Source organism: Corynebacterium sp. LaCa117 (assembly GCF_046717765.1).
Taxonomy (GTDB): Bacteria; Actinomycetota; Actinomycetes; order Mycobacteriales; family Mycobacteriaceae; genus Corynebacterium; species Corynebacterium kefirresidentii.
Genome location: NZ_CP177102.1, coordinates 1,486,685 through 1,504,806, shown reverse-complemented (window position 1 = coordinate 1,504,806; position 18,122 = coordinate 1,486,685). Strand labels below are relative to the sequence as shown.

At 52.5% G+C, this 18,122-nt stretch carries 13 protein-coding genes and 6 pseudogenes; 9 read left to right on the top strand and 10 right to left on the bottom strand.

The window, feature by feature from the left end:
* Positions 1-938 precede the first annotated feature (938 nt).
* Positions 939-1,202, top strand: a pseudogene (locus tag ACLI1L_RS07415) (transposase); the annotation flags it as partial.
* Between the two features lie 29 nt (positions 1,203-1,231).
* On the opposite strand, the pseudogene ACLI1L_RS07410 reads toward ACLI1L_RS07415, so the two are convergent.
* From ACLI1L_RS07410 to ACLI1L_RS07400, 3 genes and pseudogenes are all read right to left on the bottom strand, one after another.
* Positions 1,232-2,458: pseudogene (locus ACLI1L_RS07410) on the bottom strand (IS3 family transposase).
* 418 nt (positions 2,459-2,876) lie between these two features.
* A complete protein-coding gene (locus tag ACLI1L_RS07405; RefSeq protein WP_238802064.1) occupies positions 2,877-3,551 on the bottom strand; it encodes a hypothetical protein in 675 nt (224 codons plus the stop codon).
* Positions 3,552-4,075: 524 nt separating this feature from the next.
* Positions 4,076-4,408, bottom strand: a complete 333-nt coding sequence (locus tag ACLI1L_RS07400; RefSeq protein ID WP_238802065.1) for a hypothetical protein — start codon at positions 4,406-4,408, stop codon at positions 4,076-4,078.
* Positions 4,409-4,569: 161 nt separating this feature from the next.
* Here ACLI1L_RS07400 and ACLI1L_RS07395 point away from each other — a divergent pair, with 161 nt between their 5' ends.
* A complete protein-coding gene (locus ACLI1L_RS07395; RefSeq protein WP_238802066.1) occupies positions 4,570-5,007 on the top strand; it encodes a hypothetical protein in 438 nt (145 codons plus the stop codon).
* A gap of 589 nt (positions 5,008-5,596) precedes the next feature.
* On the opposite strand, the gene ACLI1L_RS07390 is transcribed toward ACLI1L_RS07395, so the two are convergent.
* Complete coding sequence (locus ACLI1L_RS07390) at positions 5,597-6,349, bottom strand: hypothetical protein (RefSeq protein WP_238802067.1); 753 nt, start codon at positions 6,347-6,349, stop codon at positions 5,597-5,599.
* 280 nt (positions 6,350-6,629) lie between these two features.
* Complete coding sequence (locus ACLI1L_RS07385) at positions 6,630-7,169, bottom strand: hypothetical protein (RefSeq protein ID WP_238802068.1); 540 nt, start codon at positions 7,167-7,169, stop codon at positions 6,630-6,632.
* 166 nt (positions 7,170-7,335) lie between these two features.
* Between ACLI1L_RS07385 and ACLI1L_RS07380 the strand changes: the two genes are divergently transcribed.
* The 5 genes from ACLI1L_RS07380 to ACLI1L_RS07360 all read left to right on the top strand — a co-directional run bounded on the left by ACLI1L_RS07380 (position 7,336) and on the right by ACLI1L_RS07360 (position 10,281).
* The gene (locus tag ACLI1L_RS07380; RefSeq protein ID WP_034659529.1) at positions 7,336-7,590 is read left to right on the top strand and encodes a hypothetical protein; all 255 of its coding nucleotides are present in this window, start codon (positions 7,336-7,338) and stop codon (positions 7,588-7,590) included.
* Positions 7,590-8,183, top strand: coding sequence for a recombinase family protein (locus tag ACLI1L_RS07375; protein ID WP_011117489.1), 594 nt, complete (start codon positions 7,590-7,592; stop codon positions 8,181-8,183). The genes ACLI1L_RS07380 and ACLI1L_RS07375 overlap by 1 nt, the downstream gene beginning before the upstream one ends.
* 432 nt (positions 8,184-8,615) lie before the next feature.
* A complete protein-coding gene (locus ACLI1L_RS07370; protein ID WP_011117478.1) occupies positions 8,616-8,765 on the top strand; it encodes a hypothetical protein in 150 nt (49 codons plus the stop codon).
* 281 nt (positions 8,766-9,046) lie between these two features.
* A complete protein-coding gene (locus ACLI1L_RS07365; RefSeq protein ID WP_013887466.1) occupies positions 9,047-9,364 on the top strand; it encodes a transposase in 318 nt (105 codons plus the stop codon).
* Positions 9,361-10,281: an IS3 family transposase gene (locus ACLI1L_RS07360; protein ID WP_011117481.1), complete on the top strand. Its 921-nt coding sequence runs from the start codon at positions 9,361-9,363 to the stop codon at positions 10,279-10,281. The genes ACLI1L_RS07365 and ACLI1L_RS07360 overlap by 4 nt, the downstream gene beginning before the upstream one ends.
* Before the next feature lie 632 nt (positions 10,282-10,913).
* On the opposite strand, the gene ACLI1L_RS07355 is transcribed toward ACLI1L_RS07360, so the two are convergent.
* Positions 10,914-11,195 (bottom strand): transposase, encoded by a 282-nt coding sequence (locus ACLI1L_RS07355; RefSeq protein ID WP_238802213.1) that lies wholly within the window; start codon positions 11,193-11,195, stop codon positions 10,914-10,916.
* Positions 11,196-11,297: 102 nt separating this feature from the next.
* Positions 11,298-11,396: pseudogene (locus ACLI1L_RS07350) on the bottom strand (DUF2188 domain-containing protein); the annotation flags it as partial.
* Positions 11,397-11,553: 157 nt separating this feature from the next.
* On the opposite strand from ACLI1L_RS07350, the pseudogene ACLI1L_RS07345 reads away from it, so the two are divergent.
* A pseudogene (locus ACLI1L_RS07345) lies at positions 11,554-12,396 on the top strand (IS481 family transposase); the annotation flags it as partial.
* A gap of 438 nt (positions 12,397-12,834) precedes the next feature.
* Here the strand turns inward: ACLI1L_RS07345 and ACLI1L_RS07340 are convergent.
* From ACLI1L_RS07340 to ACLI1L_RS07330, 3 genes and pseudogenes are all read right to left on the bottom strand, one after another.
* A pseudogene (locus ACLI1L_RS07340) lies at positions 12,835-14,046 on the bottom strand (IS3 family transposase).
* Positions 14,047-14,109: 63 nt separating this feature from the next.
* Complete coding sequence (locus ACLI1L_RS07335; RefSeq protein ID WP_411707240.1) at positions 14,110-14,505, bottom strand: hypothetical protein; 396 nt, start codon at positions 14,503-14,505, stop codon at positions 14,110-14,112.
* A 211-nt stretch (positions 14,506-14,716) separates the two neighbouring features.
* Complete coding sequence (locus ACLI1L_RS07330) at positions 14,717-15,214, bottom strand: hypothetical protein (protein ID WP_238802211.1); 498 nt, start codon at positions 15,212-15,214, stop codon at positions 14,717-14,719.
* A 1,514-nt stretch (positions 15,215-16,728) separates the two neighbouring features.
* Between ACLI1L_RS07330 and ACLI1L_RS07325 the strand changes: the two are divergent.
* A pseudogene (locus ACLI1L_RS07325) lies at positions 16,729-18,074 on the top strand (IS256 family transposase).
* The last annotated feature ends 48 nt before the right edge of the window (positions 18,075-18,122 follow it).

The window sequence follows — 18,122 nt, the reverse complement described above, 5'->3', positions numbered from 1 at the left end:
ATAGGAGACGCTTGTCAGGATGACAAGTATAGTTTACGGTATGTAAGGTGAAATGTGCTTAAATTTTGGAATCGGTGTCCTAAATTGCTTCGCTGGCGGCTGAAATGGCGCCTCGAGCACAAGGCGGCGAGATGTGAGGTTTGGGAAATGTCTAGTGATCAAACACAGAAGTCTGGGGACAACCTAGGGGATAAGGTCGAAGGAATGTTCCTGGTGGTTATTGCTTTCGTTCTCATGCTTTCCGTACTTGGCTTAGTTCTGTGCATAGTTCGGTTCGACGAGTATGTCGACGCTTTTGTCGTTATTCACCGCAGTTCATTCGACGGAATCGAGGATGCACGCGTGAGGCGGTGGATAATGGGTGTACTTCTACTTATTCGCTCCCTAGCAGCCCTTTCGTGGGTTACATCCTTTTTCCACCTTAAAAAGACGTTAGCTAAGGCGACTAGAAAGAGATTTCTGTTAATGGGGGTGTACTCCATCGCCTCTGCCTGCGGCTTTGGCTATCTCGCGTTGAGGGCGGAACTGGCGAGCTTGGAAGCCATACGGGTCACACAGGCTAGTATTTGTGGCTTTTTGACGGCCTATCTATGCTTCCAGAGCTTGAAATCCTGGCAAGCTTCTACCCGTTCAACTACACGTCGGTAGGAGGGGCGAACATGAAAAAGACCCCGCTTTCCGATTTACCGGACATGCGAGGACTTTTCTATCTGTGCCCCTGGTGAGACTCGAACTCACGCGGCCTGCCGTAATTTAGTGGTCTGATCAGGGGATAATTTACGATGACCTGGTTTGTGACAACGATTTGACAACTATGGTCAGAGTGTCTGATGGTTTGTGTGTGGGTAACTAACCCGCATGAGGAGATGGACCAGAATGACTACTGTGGCGAGACGAGATCCGGCTGATTAGGCCAAGATTGATGCGATTGAAAAAAGCTGCTTGCTAACCCTGACATCGCGAAACTGATTGATGACCTAGGCACATCTACGACGGATGCCAACGACCTAGTTCGGGGCATGTCGCAAGCTTCGATTACCAGGGGCTTGAATGCCGAGATGGATGCCCACCTTGGCTACGAGTCTGGTGACAGGAGTGCTAAAGCTGCTGCTGGAACAGACAGTCACCGCAACGGGTCGTATCCAAAGACCGTGGATTCTAACTACGGGCCAGTCACCGTTGATGCGCCGAGAGATCGGGCTGAAGCGTCCTGGGTTTGGTTCCGCTTCGTTTATGGCCTTGTGTTGATGGGCTCGGTGAGATAATAGTCGGTTTCTACCTCCTGTGGGGTGGCGTAGTTCAAGGCTTCGTGGAGGCGTTTGGTGTTCCACCAATGCACCCATCGCAAGGTGGCAAGCTCGACTTCGCCGACCGACGTCCACGGGCCGTGCGCATGGATAAGTTCAGCCTTGAAGAGAACGTTGACCGTCTCCGCCAGCGCGTTGTCATAGGAATCGCCAACGGTGCCGACACTCGGCCGGATTCCGGCTTCAGCTAAAGCGGCCGAGTACTTCAACGACACGTACTGACTTCCCCGATCACTGTGGCGTACCAGCTGATCGCCATGGATTCGACCGGCAGTTGTTAAAGCTTTTGTTCCAAAACCTCCATCGGCAGCGCATCGGTACGCATCGTAGAGCGTGTGGCAACACCGACTATTTTGCGGCTGTAGACGTCAGTGACAAACGCTGTGTATGCAAACCTTGACAGGGTGCGAACGTAGGTAATGTCGGCCATTCAAAGCCGTCCAGGTGCTGTTGTACGAAAGTTTCGCTCTACCAAGTCCGGGCGATGATCCGGTGTCTTGGCACTGATCGTAGTTATCGGGATTCGTCCACGTCGTCGACCAGAAACACCTGTAAGCTTCATCAAGCGTGCAGTCTCGTCACGGCCGATATGAAAGCCTTCGCGGTTCATCGCGTGCCACATCTTGCGGATGCTATAGACCGAGAAGTTTCCGCATGCACGCGTTGAATCTCTGGGATAAGCAGACTATCGCTTAACGCTCTCGCACTCGGGACACGAGTAGTGGCTTTGCGGTAGCCGCGAGAAGTGATGAATCCACGATCTGCCTGTTTCAAAACACGGCAGATGGCCTCGACCCCAAACTGATCTTTGTGCGCGTCGATGTAGGCGATCATTTGGTCATGGGTCGGTCGAGTTCCGCCGCGAAAAAAGCCGAGGCAGTCTTAAGGATTGCGTTGGCTCGTTTCAACTCGCGGTTTTCCCGGCGCAGCCGCTTAAGCTCTTCTTCCACAGTTTCACCACCTGAAGGCAAAGCCTGCTCGTTGACTGCGATGCTGTCGCGGTACCAAGCGCGCAACGTGTGGTGGGACACGCCAAGAAGCTCTCCGACTTCCTCGTAAGCGCGTTGCCGTGAGCACGACTCCAAACGGATCATCTCAACGACTTGATGAACCGCCTTCTCCCTGAATTCGACGGAATACTTTCTGGGCATAGTGCCAATCCTTCCTTAGCAGAGGTAGGAACTAAACCCAGGACGCTTCACTCTATGCGGGAGATATTTGGTGTTTTGTAGGCGCTTGACGGTTCTGTCGCCAAAACATGGCGGACGTACGCCCGCGCAATCGGCAGTGACGTGCTCGAGGCGTGTGGTGACCCAGCTGTAGAAGTTTATCGGGGTTATCTGCGGGCCGTTGTTGAGACAGATTCCGTTGTGCTGCGTGCACGGACTTAGCGAGTATGCCGGCGTCGCGGGCCAGTGGGGAAGTAGAAGGTAATTCTGTCAGTATTGCTTGCAGGTGTTTGGCGGCGTCTAGCGCGCACTCGCAGTCTCCATCTTCGCCGTGACCTTTGATAAATAGGGCGCACAGGTGCGTGTCTTGGGCTTCATGAAGAACGTCAGCCATAACGGTCTATTTGTCTCCATCGGAAGAGGGGGCGGGGATAAGATTCGCTGCTCTCCATGCGATACATCCAACAAGGAGCTGACAGACAGTACCCACAAGCAGTTTGAGCCATACATACTCCACAGAGTCCCAAAGAAACGCTGGGGCAACAGAGATAGCAGCCACGCCTGCAATGAGTAATGCCAGAAAACCAGGTTTGTTCCTGAATGAGGTTATCGGACTCTTTCTATTGGCAGCGAGAAAATAGAGAAGCAGGGACACTAACGTCACAGCAAAGAAAATCCACGTTCCCGCATTCAGTACTCTTTCGGAGACTTGCACTCCCTCGTTAGCGATAGCGACCGAAAAGTTATAAACGAAGAAGAGGAGTGCTTGATAAGTGATTATCCCTATGTTGCCTAGGACATGCAGTGGTTTATCGGGAATGCGATGCCATCTTTTATTCCCATCTTCGCGTTCTTCTTGCTTAGGGGCCGACGGACGTCTAGATAGGCGATTGAGGGCTTGCGTAACGAGGTGAAAGCCGATTAAAAACGGCACCCATTTTATATCGTTCGTTACTTGCTGAGGCTGTTTCGGCTTAGCCTTCTTTGCTCCGGTTTGCTGCGGGGTGTTTTCTTGTTTCGCAGGGGGAGTTTTGTTTTCTTGTGTGGATTGAGATTCGTCTTTACTTGTGGACATAAATACTCCTTTTGTAAGAACTGTTATTTATTGCATGAATATGTTTTCTGTGTATTCAACTGTGGGGCGATAAAAGGAAAGTTCTCTTTACCTAGCTAACTTTATGTACGGCATGGCCCGTTGTTTCCTAGGCTTGATTTTCCAGTTGCAGAGTTGGGTACTGCTGCTATGTTTAATCCTGCCCGCCATGGCATCCCTGGACTGTGGTGGGTTGCACAAGAAATGGACACCGCTTTCCGGTTCGGTAGAAGCCCCTAGGCGTCGTGGTGAGCACCTATGGGCTTTGTCATGACCTGGAATAGAGGAAAACTTTCGTGGGTCGGGATAGAAAAATTCCCCTAGCGTTTTGTAAAACGTTAGGGGAATAAATCTCTCCATCTGCTCACAAAGTAGGTTGTTGGGATGTCAGTTTCCTGACTGTAGGGGTTTACATGGTGTAGACCCACTGGGAGTTGCTAACAGATGACACTTCTAGTGATTGACCACTTACACCTAGTTGCGCGTTCCGAAGATTCTCGCTGAACCTAATATTGCTTAACACGCTTCTCAATAGAAGGGAGAGTGGCGTTATCCTTTGGATTTTCCTCAGCTGTTTCAGCGTTTTCGCTCGACACGGCCATTTCAAGCTTGATATATCCACCAGCGGGAATTGAGCAATACCTGGTCGCCCCTGTCTCCGAATCCTCAAACACAATTTCTAGGCGCCCATCTACCCACACTTCCAGCTCACTGGCCGTATACTCAACCGTTTCGCCATTTTTCAAGGTCACCCAGGCGTTGACGTGCTGAAAAGTGCGGCACCGCCGATTATCTCCATACGGCTTCTCTGTCTTCTCTGCAGCTTCAGCTTTAGACATACTTCTCCTTAGTCCAACATGATTCAAGTTGCAGACTTTATAATACTTAAGTAAGTTTCATGCATCTAATGAAGGCGATCCGGCCACATGAAGCACACGCTGGCGTTCCTGATTTGTTTTTCCGCCACATAACCAATTGAAGTTTTGGGTATACTTGAGACATGACTTCCCCAGTAAAAGAAATTCTTAGCTACACCCTCCGGCGAGAGGGTGAAGAAGATATCTATTTTGAATACTCCTCCGAATTTTTTGTCGGAGAACAGGGAATATTCGCTTGCACTGAGCCGCAGGTAGGAAAAGTCCTTAAGTGGGCTTATATCGCCTGGGGCGAAAAAGGGGATACATTCGGCCCGGGCCCCACGCTCTACGTAAACGTCAAAGACGAAACTAGAGACGACAGCCTCATTCAAAGAAAAGGACTAGGAACCGCACTATACGTTTTGGCATGCATAAAAGCAGGTAAACGACTAAAAAGCCACCCCGACCAACAACGATCAAATGACGGTAAGGAACTAGCAAAAGCGATGGATCAGATTGACATTGAAGGAATCCTTCGCGGAGATATCTCCCCCGAGATCGTTGGCCTGCATGCCTATTAATTCCTTCCAACATGGTTACGCTCCAGAATTCTCAATCTAAGGAACAACTGGCCCATATTCCATCAGTACTATCAGCGAAACGGTGGAAGATTACGGCAAAGAATGGAACCTGCTTCTACTGAGAGATGGCCAGGCGCTCTATGTGGACGGGCGGGGACACAAAGCTCATCTAACTCAAATTGCCCCTATAGAGTACACTTTACTTGTATTACCTGCGGCTAGCCGTGACCATTATTAAGAGTATTAATTTTTTGGCGCTTTAGAACGACGGTCATAGCCACTATCAAAAAAATAACTGCCGTAACACACCGAGTAAAAGTACTTGGATGCCAAACTGCTGCGCCAAAGGAAAAGAGGCTAAGCAGAACCCCGTAGGCGTAGGAAGTTACGACCTCGTGTTTTACGGTGCAATATATCAGCCCTAATCCCCCAAGGACGGAAGGTACCGCCCATATAATGAAGTTCTCTGAAGAAAGAGCCGAACTCTCTTCATGAAACTTCGACAACAGGACGGATCCGCTTAAGATTAGCGCAAGTGAAAGGATACTGGGCCAAGTAATGTTCTGTCTTGTCAAGATTCCCTCTTTTGTTAACAGTAGTCTGCATATACTGGCGGATAATCCGCATGTACACCAATTTTCAAGCCTTGCCCTGATACTGCAGCCTTAGCTGCTCGTCCTCCAATCTCAATTAGAGAAGGGGCGCTAGCGGCAGTGAGGATTATGCCAATAACTGAGCCGACTGGACCTCCAAAGGCTGTTGCGGCTGCTTCAAGTGCTGCGGCTATTCCCGCTGGTCCAGCTTCAGATGCCCCTACAATAGCTGCACCGGCTCCCACTGCTAGATCTTCATTACTGAAACAGACGGACTTTCCTTGTACGGAAGCGTAATTTGTAAAGTTTCTCGACTTTAATGCATTGCGCTCTTCAGAGGTTTCACTCATCGGCTTTCCGAGGACCTTCTCATGAAGGCGAACTACCTGTTGGTCGGTGAAGCCGAAGTCGTCTTTTAATTGTTGGTCAGTGGTAGACGTTGCGATTTTTTCATCGCGCTCGACAAAGCTGTTTCCGGCGTCTGCGACTTTTTGGATGAAGGAAAGGTCTTCTTCAGAGATTGACTGATCGGAAACCTGCATAGGCTCATCGGAATTCATATCCGCTAGGGAAGACGATAAGTGATTGGTACTAGACAAACTGGAAGAATCTTGGAAAGTATGTGGAGTTTTTGCTTCAGCAGAGGAAGCGTTAATGAGAATTGAGGAACAAACCAAGACTGTAAACGGGGCAGCAATTATCTTCTTCAAAGTAGGACTCCAGACAATAGGAATAACCTTTTCTGGCATTCACATAATAAGTCAATGAGACTGAGCTGTCATTATGAAAAGGAAATTAAAAGAAAAATTGCTCGGTAAGCTCTCAAAAACGAAAGCCGGGGGGCAAGTCTAATCGGAATAATTCCAGATTAGGAGCATCCACGATTGTCTAACTCAATCGAAGGAATACCCTTGGTCAGTCAGAAGTTCTGGCAAGGGGATTAACTATTTACCCCGAGAAACCCCTACTTGCCCTGAGGACAAAACGCCGCCCGCCTTCCCCGGAGGCCGGGCGGCATTCGCGTTTCTTTTACGATCCTGCATGAACCGATTTGATGTACCTTGACGCAAACGCAGCGCATATAAGCGATGCCGATTGGAGGCCCAATTGCAGCACGTACGTTACAGGGTCTTTTAGACCGGATAGATCAACCTCTGCTAAAGCCCCGGCCGCGAGGCATATCCCCAAGAGACAGAAGAAAGCGACCATGGCCCCGTCGGATGCCACACAATAGATGCCAACACATATTATCCACGCGACAACAAAGGAGCCTAGGGCTATCGGCTTTGCCTCTATGAACCACTCCTGCTGAAGAGTGGCTGCGCTGGTTACTGCAAAGAGAAGGATTTGAATAATGATGAGTGCAATGTTTCCGTAGGCGGGTTTACCCACTGCCTCCTTAATCTTCACCCACCGGCTCTTCTTTTCTTCACCCCCTTCACGGTTCTCACATTCTGATTCTTCAACCCTTTCATTCTCTGGAAAGACTTTTTGAAACAAGTGCAGAACAAAAAATACAAAAAGTCCCTGCATCAATTTCACGAAGAAGGAATCATTTGATTTCTTCACGAGTTGCCTACCTCCTTAGCCATCGGCCCCAGCATCTATAAAGTACACCCTATTGTTACGCCGGTGTGCGGCAGAATGTTTCCTGTAAAATAGGGCCGTTCCTAGCATTGTTTTACACGTGTCTAGCGGGGTCTAAGCCTTATGTTTACAGAAAGTGGTGAGTGTGATGTTATCGTCTGACGGTTTCCATATTGAAAGTCATATTGACTCTGTACCCGCGTTGGCGCGGGTGAAAGATCTGCATGGTGGACTCTCGTCGGGGCAGCAGGCGTTGGGCAGGATTGTACAATCCTTGCTTGCTGACGCTGATGGCCTCGACGGTGTTCAGCTTTATGCCCTCTCGGATGCAATCGAGTCGTATCGTGATGCAGTCATAGAACAAGAGAATGCCGCCTTTAAACCTTCGCGGAGCGAAGACTAATGGTCAATGACTCTGGTTCGCATGGGCAGCGGGTGGGCTATATCCGTGTCTCCACGGTGGAGCAGAATAATCAGCGCCAGAAAGAACTACTCAATGCTTCCGGCAGGATTGACCGGTTTTTTGAAGATAGGATTTCCGGCCGCACCAAGACTGCCCGCCCTGGACTTGTCGAGTGTATGGCGTACGTGCGAGACGGTGACGAACTTGTCGTGTCGTCGATTGACCGTCTCGCCCGATCGCTGACAGATCTGCGCGGTATTGTTGATGAACTTACCGGCAAGGGTGTGACTGTTACTTTCCTGCATGAGAATCTCGCGTTTGCGAAAGACACGTCCGATCCGCGCGCGGATTTAATGCTCGGAATTCTCGGTAGCTTCGCGGAGTTTGAGCGGGCCATTATCCGCGAGCGCCAGGCGGAGGGGATTGCGTTGGCGAAAAAGGCCGGAAAGTACAAAGGCCGCAAACCCGCTCTTAGCCCGCAGCAAGTAGCGGAGATTAAACGGCGCATATTGGCAGGGGAGTCAAAGGCAGCACTAGCGCGGGAATTTGGGGTAACCCGTCCTACGGTGTATCGAGCATTGAAAAACACCTAGGGTAGTGCAGCCGTGATGGTAGATCAGCGCGCCCATGAGCCCCGTCATATGTCTTGCCATATGGCGGGACATATGTTTAGGCATATGCTAAAGCATATGTCGGCAGTTATGTAGCACTGCCAGCATTTTCGTGCGTCTAGATAGGGTGACAGGCAGAGAAATTAGCGGTGTTGAGTGCAGCTGCAAGTAGCACTGTACGGGTTTCCCCTCATGGGCGGCTTTTATAAAGGCAGGGGTGAAATCATGCTTCTAGGTCTCGTCAGGGGTGGCTGCTAACGTTAGTGCCGGTTCACAATCATGCCCCGCCACCTGTGGTGGGGCGTGGGCGTGACTTCCTCGTCGGTGCGCGGTAAGGCCCGCGCGTGACGTGGGCTGTCCCGCGCGCCTTTTTCAGGCGAGCGGACAACCCTACGACGTAAAGGGAGGTAGACAATGGGTAAACACTCATTGGATACACCCGGTCGCAAAAGAAAAGACCTTGATGCCACCAAGCTTGACTGGCTAGATGTGGCTACCAAGGTCATAGTTCTTGTGACCGTAATCGTGAAGCTCGTTACCGCGATGCTTCACGTGGGTCTTTAGGCCCGAGGGTCTCAACGAGCTGGCACTCGTTGGGGCCCTTTTTATTGTGCAGCCGCAATTCAGGGATGAACTGTGCTGTCACTTTTTAGGCTAATGGGCGCGCGAAGGTTTCGCAATACTCCCACACTGAGCCCGTAGCCCTCCTTTTCTCTACTGCGGGCGGGAATCTGCGTATTCGTGCGCCCGCGAGTCCTGCCATATGGCGGAACATATGTTTAGGCATATGTTATAGTGAAGTGTCCCAGGTTTTGTTCCGTTTGAGTAGATGGGAAATCTGGAATATGCCAAGAAAATTTGACCAGGATGCGAAGGATCGTGTGGTCCGTCTTGTAGAGGACCGCATCTTGGCGGAAAATATGTCGATGCAAGCCGCGTGCCAGGCAGTAGCCCCAAAGCTGGGGGTGTCATGGCACACAGCCCGTCAATGGACCCAACAGGCCCGCCGTGCGGGAAACATCCCAGAACCCGTGCCTGAAGATCTGGCCGCCGAAAACGCGAGGCTTCGCCGTGAAAATCAAGAGCTACGCGACACCAATGAACTTTTAAAGGCTGCCTCAGCTTTTTTCGCGTCGGAACTCGACCCAAAACGTCGGAAATGATCCGGTTCATCGATGAATACCGGAATCGTTTCTCTGTCGAGTTCATCTGTAAGACGTTGAAGAAAAACCGCGCTGGTGGGTTCATCACCTCGCGTGGGTATCGTCAGTCCAAGGCCCGTGGGGTAAGTGCTCGCGGCCTTCGTGATGCTGTGCTGGTTGAACGCATTAGTGCTATCCATCGGGATAATTACGGCATCTACGGTGTGCGGAAAATGTGGCATGCTCTTCATCGTGACGGAATCGATATCGGTCGTGAACAAACCGCGCGGCTGATGCGTCTAGCCGGTGTATCAGGCAAAGGCAAAGGCCGCTCGCCTATGACCACTCGCACACCTCAAAGGCCGGATTTGCGCCCGGACTTGGTGGAGCGAGAATTCAAAGCCGAAGGCCCGAACAAGCTGTGGGTGGCTGATATTACCTACGTGCGCACGAAGAAAGGCTTTGTGTATGCCGCGTTTGTCACCGATGTTTACTCCCGACGGATCGTTGGGTGGGCGTTATCAGATTCCATGCGCACCGAAGCGTTGCCGCTGCAAGCTCTCAACCAGGCGATCGCGTCTGCTGAGGAAACAACAGGTCTCATTCATCATTCGGATCACGGCTCGCAGTATGTCAGCGTTGTCTACAACGAGCGTCTTGCCCAGCACGGGATTGCCGCTTCCACCGGAACTGTTGGCGACTCCTATGACAATGCTCTGGCGGAAAACGTTAATGGTTCCTACAAAAACGAGCTGATCCATACTCGCAGGTGGGATGAGGTTGTCGAGGTGGAAATCGCGACGTTTGAGTGGGTGTCATGGTGGAACGAGACGAGGCTTCACCAAAGCTTGGGCTACCGCACGCCAGCTGAAGTGGAAACCGAATTTTGGGACCAGCACCCGCCGCAAGCAATAATAGAAATCAAGGCAAACGCCTAGGAACAAAACCCGGGGCACTTCAGCTCTGCGTTTTAGCTAGCAGTAGAGCGCGTCAATTCTTTGTGCGTGGGGTGGGGAATAGGTATTTTACTGAAGCAACCAGGGCAGGCCACGATCGTTTGGTTGATAGATTGTTTCCAGCTGGGAATTTGGACTTCTTTCTCGAATCGGCCGGCTGTGTCTGAAGTACTTTTCCTGTTTAGCCCGCCTAGAAGTTCGTTTGTTTTCAATCTGGAAGCCCAACGCCCACACATGCCCCGGGTGTTCGGCTGGGCTCACACGTGCAATCGGCTTTGTCGCACAGCCCCGTTTACGCAATGTGCGCGGAGTAACCAACAATTGTTCCTCCCTCCACAGGCGGCGAAACGCATCCCGGCCGATGTCGTACCCGGCTTCGAGAGCCGCGACATAGACACGCCTGCAGCCCCACCGGCGATGGGAATCAGCGAAGTCATTAACCCACCGACGAAGGTCGTAATGTTTGACAACCGAGGGATCAAGCATTGCCGCTTCGCGTTGGGCGCGCATCCGGCAATAGGACGAGCGTGACAGCCTGACTACGGCGCATGAAAGACGCTGTGAATACCCCTTGCCGATGAGGCAATCCACCGCGTCGTGGCGTCGCTTCGGGCTTAGAACTTTCCCTCGGCCAGCTCCTTGAGAGCAGCCTTTTCCAACTCCGACTGGTTGAGAAGGGTTTTGAGCTTGCTGTTTTCTTCGCGTAGACGCTTAAGCTTCCTTGCCTCGCTGCGAGTCATGGCGCCATAGTCGCGGCGCCAACGAGACAAGGTCGCCTCAGATACGCCAAGCTCACGGCAGATCTCAGCTGTAGTCTTGCCCCGCTTAGTGAGCCGTTCAGCCTTCTCAAGACGAACAACGATCTGCTCAGGGGTGTGCTTCGTGAACTTTCCCATTGCCCACCAATTCTTCCTGAACCGTCTGGATCGATCAGACAGACACTCAAATCACCCGGTCCTAAAACCCCGCCCACTCCAAAGCCTGTAGCGTTCATGCTGTTAGCGTCGAGTGGTGGGGGCGGCATCGATCGCTTCCCTCTGCGTGTCGAAATGCTTTGATGCACGGGCTGCCCCGTCTCGCTTGTTGGCCCAGCCGTTCCCTGCCCGAACGGTGGTAGTTCCATTTTAGCCATGTTAACCTTCCCGAACCGTTGCCCACCCCGGGGCGAGAAGTAACGAGACTCTAACCTGCCCATATACCTATGGCAGGATTATAGCACCTCAGTTCGATCCATGACCTGCGACTTGATGACACGCGCGCCGAGGACAGGCGCTCACCGACCGGCCCAGCAAACCGCACTCGAACCCGAACCGGCTGGACACCCACACCGGACGCCGCATCATCAATCTCAGGTTCCTGCACAGGCGGGGCCCACACCGCATCGGCTACCACCTGGGCATCCCCGGTCGACCGTGGGGCGAGTCCTCAAACGTTGCCGGATGCCGAACCTCGCCTGCATCGACCAGGCCACTGGCCTGCCGGTGAGAAAGCCGACGCCGGTGTGCTACGAGCACGACGCCCCCGGGGGCGATGGTCCACGTCGACATCAAAAAGCTCGGGCGCATCCCCGACGGTGGCGGGTGGCGGATATTCGGCAGGGGCTCTGACCAGGACCGGGCGTCCTGCCGGGCCAGTGACGCGGTCGGGCGGAAAGGTTCGAAACCCGGCAGGGGCTACCGGTATCTGCATCACGCGGTCGACGGTCATTCCCGGGTGGTGCACTCGGAGATCCTCGACGACGAGCATAAAGACACCGCGGCGGGCAAGCGGCTTTTTCGCGTCGCTGGGTGTGCGTGTCGGCGCGGTGATGACCGACAACGGCGCCTGTTACCTTTCACGCGCGTTCGTCGAGGCGTTGGGGCCGGGTGTCAAGCACCGTTGAACCAGGGGCGAATCGGCCACAAACGAGCGGGAATGAGGAACTGTTCGACCGCACGTTGATGACTGAGCGGGCCTACGCCCGGCCGTATTTGAGTCTCAGAGCGCCCGGCAGAAGGCGTATGTGGAGTCCAGCCACGACTACAATTTCCACTGGTCTCATACCGCTATCGGCGGGTTAACCCTATGCAACGCGTTCACAACGTCGCGGGGAAGTACGCACCCGAACCATCGATAGGCTCGAGACGAATGCTAGTAGAGCACGGCAGTCATCGGGGAGTTGTTAATTATGGCTGTCTTGGCTTCTAACTCAGCATGTGAAGGGGAAACCTCGATAGGGGAGCTCTTACATCTATTTTTCGTATCATGGAAAATACGATAACTAAATCCAACCGTAACCGTCCCACCATCCCTCACTAACGCTTTGTCTCTTCCCCAGTGACAATTGCTTACGATCCCATCGCACTCAACGCGCGGGAACGTAAAAATCTTGTGGAACCACCAGCTCACCCAAGTTGGTTTGAAAACCGTGCGGATTTCACGGCAGTCCACAAAGTTCTCTACGTTTTTATCGTCTTCCAACTCTAGGTACCCTTTCTCAACAGAAATGGTCGAAGCAGGGGCCTGACCCCCGGACAGTGGACACGTCGGGGTTAGCTATGCTGCTTTGGTCAGTGTAGCTGATGTGAGTGCTTCGAAGTCATCGGGAGCTAGAAGGTTGCACCACGAGTGTCGCCGGCGCGTGTTGTAGCGCATGCACCACCGGAAGACTTCCTGCCGGCAGACGAGCTGGTTGGCAAAGACTTTCTTATTCTTGAGGACCTCTCGTTTCAAGGTGGCGTTAAACGACTCCGCCAGTGAGTTATCGGCACTGGTGCCGACTGCGCCCATGGACTGGGTGACGTTGAGCCTGCGGCAGGTAGCCTGAAACTGCGATGAGGCATAGACACTTCCGTGGTCCGAATGAAAGATCGCCCCGGCAAGACTCCCGCGGGTGTGGTGCGCATGCTCGAGCGCTTCCTCGACAAGTTCGGTGCGCATGTGCTAGGCGATAGCTAAGCCGACGAGCATCCGGGAATAGCAGTCAATTACCGAAGCTAAATACATATTCGACCCGTCCGCGATCGGCAGATAGGTGATATCGCCAACCAGCACCCTATTTGCAGCCGGGGCCGTGAAATCTCGCTTGACCAGGTCGGCAAACACCACTCGATTGGGCCCACGCCTGGTGGTGGTGACCTTGCGTTTTTCGTGTAGCCACGCAGGCGAAGCTTCTTCATCATCCGGGCGATGCGCTTATGGTTGACCGGCCCATTGTCGTTGTAAGCGTCGTTATAGGTCAGCTCTGCCGCGATGCGTTTGGCACCACAGAGCTGGTCTTTCTCGTCAAAGACCGCCTTGACCTTCGCCCCTAAGATGGCGTCATCAATCAGTCGGCGGTGCCGCTGGGCGCTGCTGGTCTTCCATTTGTAGTAAGAGCTGCGATTGAGCCCAAAGACGGTACACATCCGCTTGACCGAGTACTCGGTGCGGTGGTCATCGACAAACCGAAAGCGGATCACCAGTTTGTCTCTTCCATGAAATATTTGGCCGCCTTGCACAAGATAGCGCGTTCTTCTTTCAACCTGGCGTTTCCTGCTGCAGTTGGCGTATCATTTCTGCCTCCGTGAGCTGCTTGGTACGATCAGCACGTGCAACCGGTGGACTCTGGGTCTTTGCACCGGTGCCGTACGTATCGACCTACGTGCGAAGCGTGGTGCGGTAGATCCCTAAATCTTCAGCCGTGGCCTTGAGCGAGAGATGTGGATCGCTCTCGTCCATCGCGACTGCGTCGCGCTTGAACTGATCCGAATAAACCTTCCTAGGCATGGAGGCAGATTACCTTTCCCCGACCCAACACGGCCGGAAACAGAGGTGTCTACCATACAGGGGCTAGGTCCCTCCGACCAAAATCCCGATCGTAATCACGATCTCATCAATGTTTGGAGCGATGGTTTCTAGTACGGGGAGTACTACTGTGGTGAAAATATCCATCACTGTGGAGATGGCCTTGCCGTGGGATTCAAAATCAATAGCGCCGACGACGTCACCTAGAGCCTCACCGAATTCGGGGAGTTTATCGAGAATAAGTTGAATCCACTCCGCCATTCCGTTGAAAAATTCTTCGACTCCTGGCGCGGCTTGTGAGACGAAATCAGCAAAAGCCGGATATAACTGATTCATCACGATGGAGGCCAATGTCGAGATAATCGGCGATATGGAGGACAAAACTGCGGCTGCTGAGGCGAAGTAGCTTTGCAGGGTTTGTTGCCCCTGCATCGAGTTCACCCACCCGTTGACCTGCGATAAGAAGTTTAGGAAGCTGAACCCACCATTTATATTCACTGATCCGTCGGCCTTGTCTATACCGGAAAAGATCCCTCCGATTCGCCCTCCGAGACGGGGATAGACTCTTCCAAAGCGAAACTACCTCCGCTTCTTTTTCCGCAAGAGATCGCTGTAGCGACCCGTCCTCAAAAGCCGTGATCGTGTTGTTCTTTCACGTCTCAGCCAGACCCAAAAAGTGCGACATCATGCGGCTGAAAATTGGAGCAGCAGCGCCCAACACTACGGTTCTTTTGAGAACGTTTCGTACTCCACCCGCGAGATCACTGGCCGCAAACTTCGTGCCATTCAGCATTTCGGTCATGGCTGTCAGACCAGTACCTGTGGTCAGGAACTCCACCAATCCGCTCGCTGCTAGGCCTAGGTTTCCAGCGAGTGTGCGCATGACCTTGTTAAGTGGTTCGATCAGTGCGCTAACCTGTCCAAGGTCTCCGAGTGGTTCGAAAAATGCTTCTTGGATACCAGAAAAATCAAACAGATCCTTTAAGTCTCGGATTGATAGAGCAGCAGTCTGCGCAGACGGAGTCAACTGATTTATCGCGTCCTGCAGACCCTTCGTGTCAGTAGCACCAATAGCGTCGTCCATTCCCTTGATTGCGATAGCAACAGAAGTAAATGCTGTGCTTGCCGCTGCGATAGTTGGTACGGCCATTGCTCCGACGAGTGACGTCAGTGAAGACGCGAATTGTAGTGTTGCTTTCCGGCGGTGTGCAGGATTGGTACGAGTGCCAGAACACCGGACGTTGCAAAAGCCATAGCTGACCTCATTTGCAGAGTCTTTGCCCCCGCGGCTCCTAGGCTCATTGTCAGTCCGGTCATAGCGGTTTTAGCTTTAACAAACCCAGTAGTGGCGGTGAGTGTGGCCATCATTGCGGAGACTTTTGCAATGCCAGTTTTATCCGCAGAGACCCTGACCTTGAGCTTTTAAGTCTCTCCCACACCTAAATTTTTGCAGCCAGTTAAACCAGAGCAAGGTTTAGGAACTTGTACTTGTTCTTAGTTGCCAACTTGATCTTCGGAGCTACCTTTTCTACACCCTTGACCGTAGTGATGGCGTCAGATAGTAATCCCTTATAGTCCAAGTCCATCTGTGAATGGATTTTGGAGTTAACTTCTGCGCAACTTTGACGGCCTTAACGGTGTCTAAGAGCAAATTCCCATAGTCCAACTCCATCTTGGGTTTAATTTTCGGAGTGGAGGCTTGGACTTTGACCGCACCTACAGAATCCGGCAGAAGTCCCTTGTAGTCTAGTGACATTTGGAACTTGATTTTTGGAGTTAGCAGCTCAGCCTTTTTGACCGCCGCTAATGTTGTACAGGGAGGAGCTTATCGTCAACATCAATGTCGACGTGCAAGTCCTTCATAGTGGTTTGAGCCTCACGCACAGCATTGTGAGCGTGACGTGATAAGGACTTTTTGTCCAACTCCATTTTGACTACAAAATCCGAAAAGATTTCTGCGCAGCAGTGACTGACGCAGCGGAATATTGACTCAAAGCGTCGTTGTCTAGGTCCATGCCGACGACAAGATTTTTGATGAAGGACTGCGCTAGTCGTACAACGTCTGACGCGTCTTTTCAAAGATCATCGTCGTTTAAGTCCATGTCGACGATAAGGTCTTTAACGGCGGACTGGGCTACCTTAATGGCGTGAGAGGTTTTCCGCGTAAACCATCAGAATCGAGACCAAGATCGACTTCAAGATCCTGCAGTAGAGCCTGCGACTTGGCTACTGCTCGTCGAGCATCCTCACTGATCTCATTCTTGAGGTGTAGGCGTACTCTGGGTGAGTGTTTCAGTTCCTCGCTACGCAAAACCTACGGAGTTTTGACGCGAAACATGACCAGTCTGGAGCAGTGACTACTCGGGCTTGGTCTACTTTGATTCCACCTACGCCTGCCAAGTGGTGTCCTTAAGCTTGTGAGGTGTTTTCTATCCATCTGGTAACTTAGTCAAGGTTATGGTCTCCGCCGAGTTTTGACCTCTTGCGAACTGTTTATCGAACTGCTGGCTACGTTCTAGAACCTTTCGAGTCTCTAGACCCGGCCCCAACGGGTACTCGTGGTATTTAGCCGTGCCTGTTTTCTTCTTAGAGTTGATCTGCACCTGATGGGTGTGTCAGGGAATTTGTGTGTGAGGCTCTGATCTAGAAGGAGTTTCACCGATAATGACTACAGTGTCACCGAAGAAAAACCATGACCGACAAGGGTCAATGAGATCAGCGAGAAGCTGATGGAAAATCCTTAAGCTCGTCAGCCTGATCAGCGAGCTGTCGACTTCCGCCGGTGATGCAAGCGAGCTGGTTAAAGGCCTCCTGCAGGCATCGATCAACGCTAGTCTTGAAACGGAGATGGATGCGCATTTGGGCTATAGTCATTGCGACCGCAAGGCCAAAACCCAGATGGAAACCGCACAGAGCAGCAATCACCGTAACGGGTTGTACATCAAGACCGTCAATTCTGGCTACGGCGCGGTGGAAGTGACCGTTGCCAGGGATCGTGCTGGCACGTTTACTCCCCGGATGGTGCCCAAGGGCGCACCTCGGCGCACAGAGCTCGACGACATGATTATTTCGCTGTACGCCGGTTGGATGACCGTGCGCGATATTCAGCACCATCTCGCAACCACTCTTGGTGTGGATATGAGCCCGGATACGATCAGCACCATTACCGACGCGGTCTTGGACGAGGTCATGATCTGGCAAAACCGCCAGCTCTACGAGTTCTACCCGGTGATCTTCCTCGACGCGCTACGCGTGAAGATCCGTGACGGCCACCGGGTGGTCAACAAGTCCTGCTACATGATGGTTGGTGTCGACATGGACGGCATCAAGCACATCCTGGGATTGTAGATCGCTGACAATGAAGGCGCCGCATTCTGCGGCATCGGTGTGTGCGGATCTGGCCAACCGCGGTGTCCAGGACGTGTTCATCGTGTGCTGCGACGAGCTCAAAGACCTGCCGGAAGCCGTGGAGGCAACCTGGCCGAATTCCATGGTGCAGACCTGCATTGTGCACCTGATTCGGGCTGCGAACCGGTGGGTGTCCTACCAGGACCGCAAAGCAGTCTCCCGCGCACTGCGCGAGGTCTACACAGCCGCTAACGAGGACACCGCACGTGCCAGCCTGGATACTTTCGACGCCAGTGAACTTGTCCGAAATACCCCCAGTCGGTCAAAGTCTGGCGCGCATAGGAGCGGTTCGTGCCGTTTCCGCAGTTCCCGCCAGCGGCGCGGCGAGTGCTCTACACTACCAACTCGATCGAATTACTCAACGCCCAACTGCGTAAAACTACCCGTAGCAGGGGAGCAATTCCCGAACGATACTGCCGCACTAAAGACGTTGTGGCTGATGATCTGCAACATCGAAGACAAGAGCTGCCCAACGAGCGAAGACAGCAAAACGCGCCATTGAATGCAACGGCTATATTGAAGGAGCGAAAGCCACTGGGTGGAAACAAGTCATCAACCAACTAGCCGTGTCTTACCCCAACCGATTCGCGGATTACTTGTAAACGAAGCCCCCGCACACAAAGAATCGGACACTCTGTGAATTCGCGCAT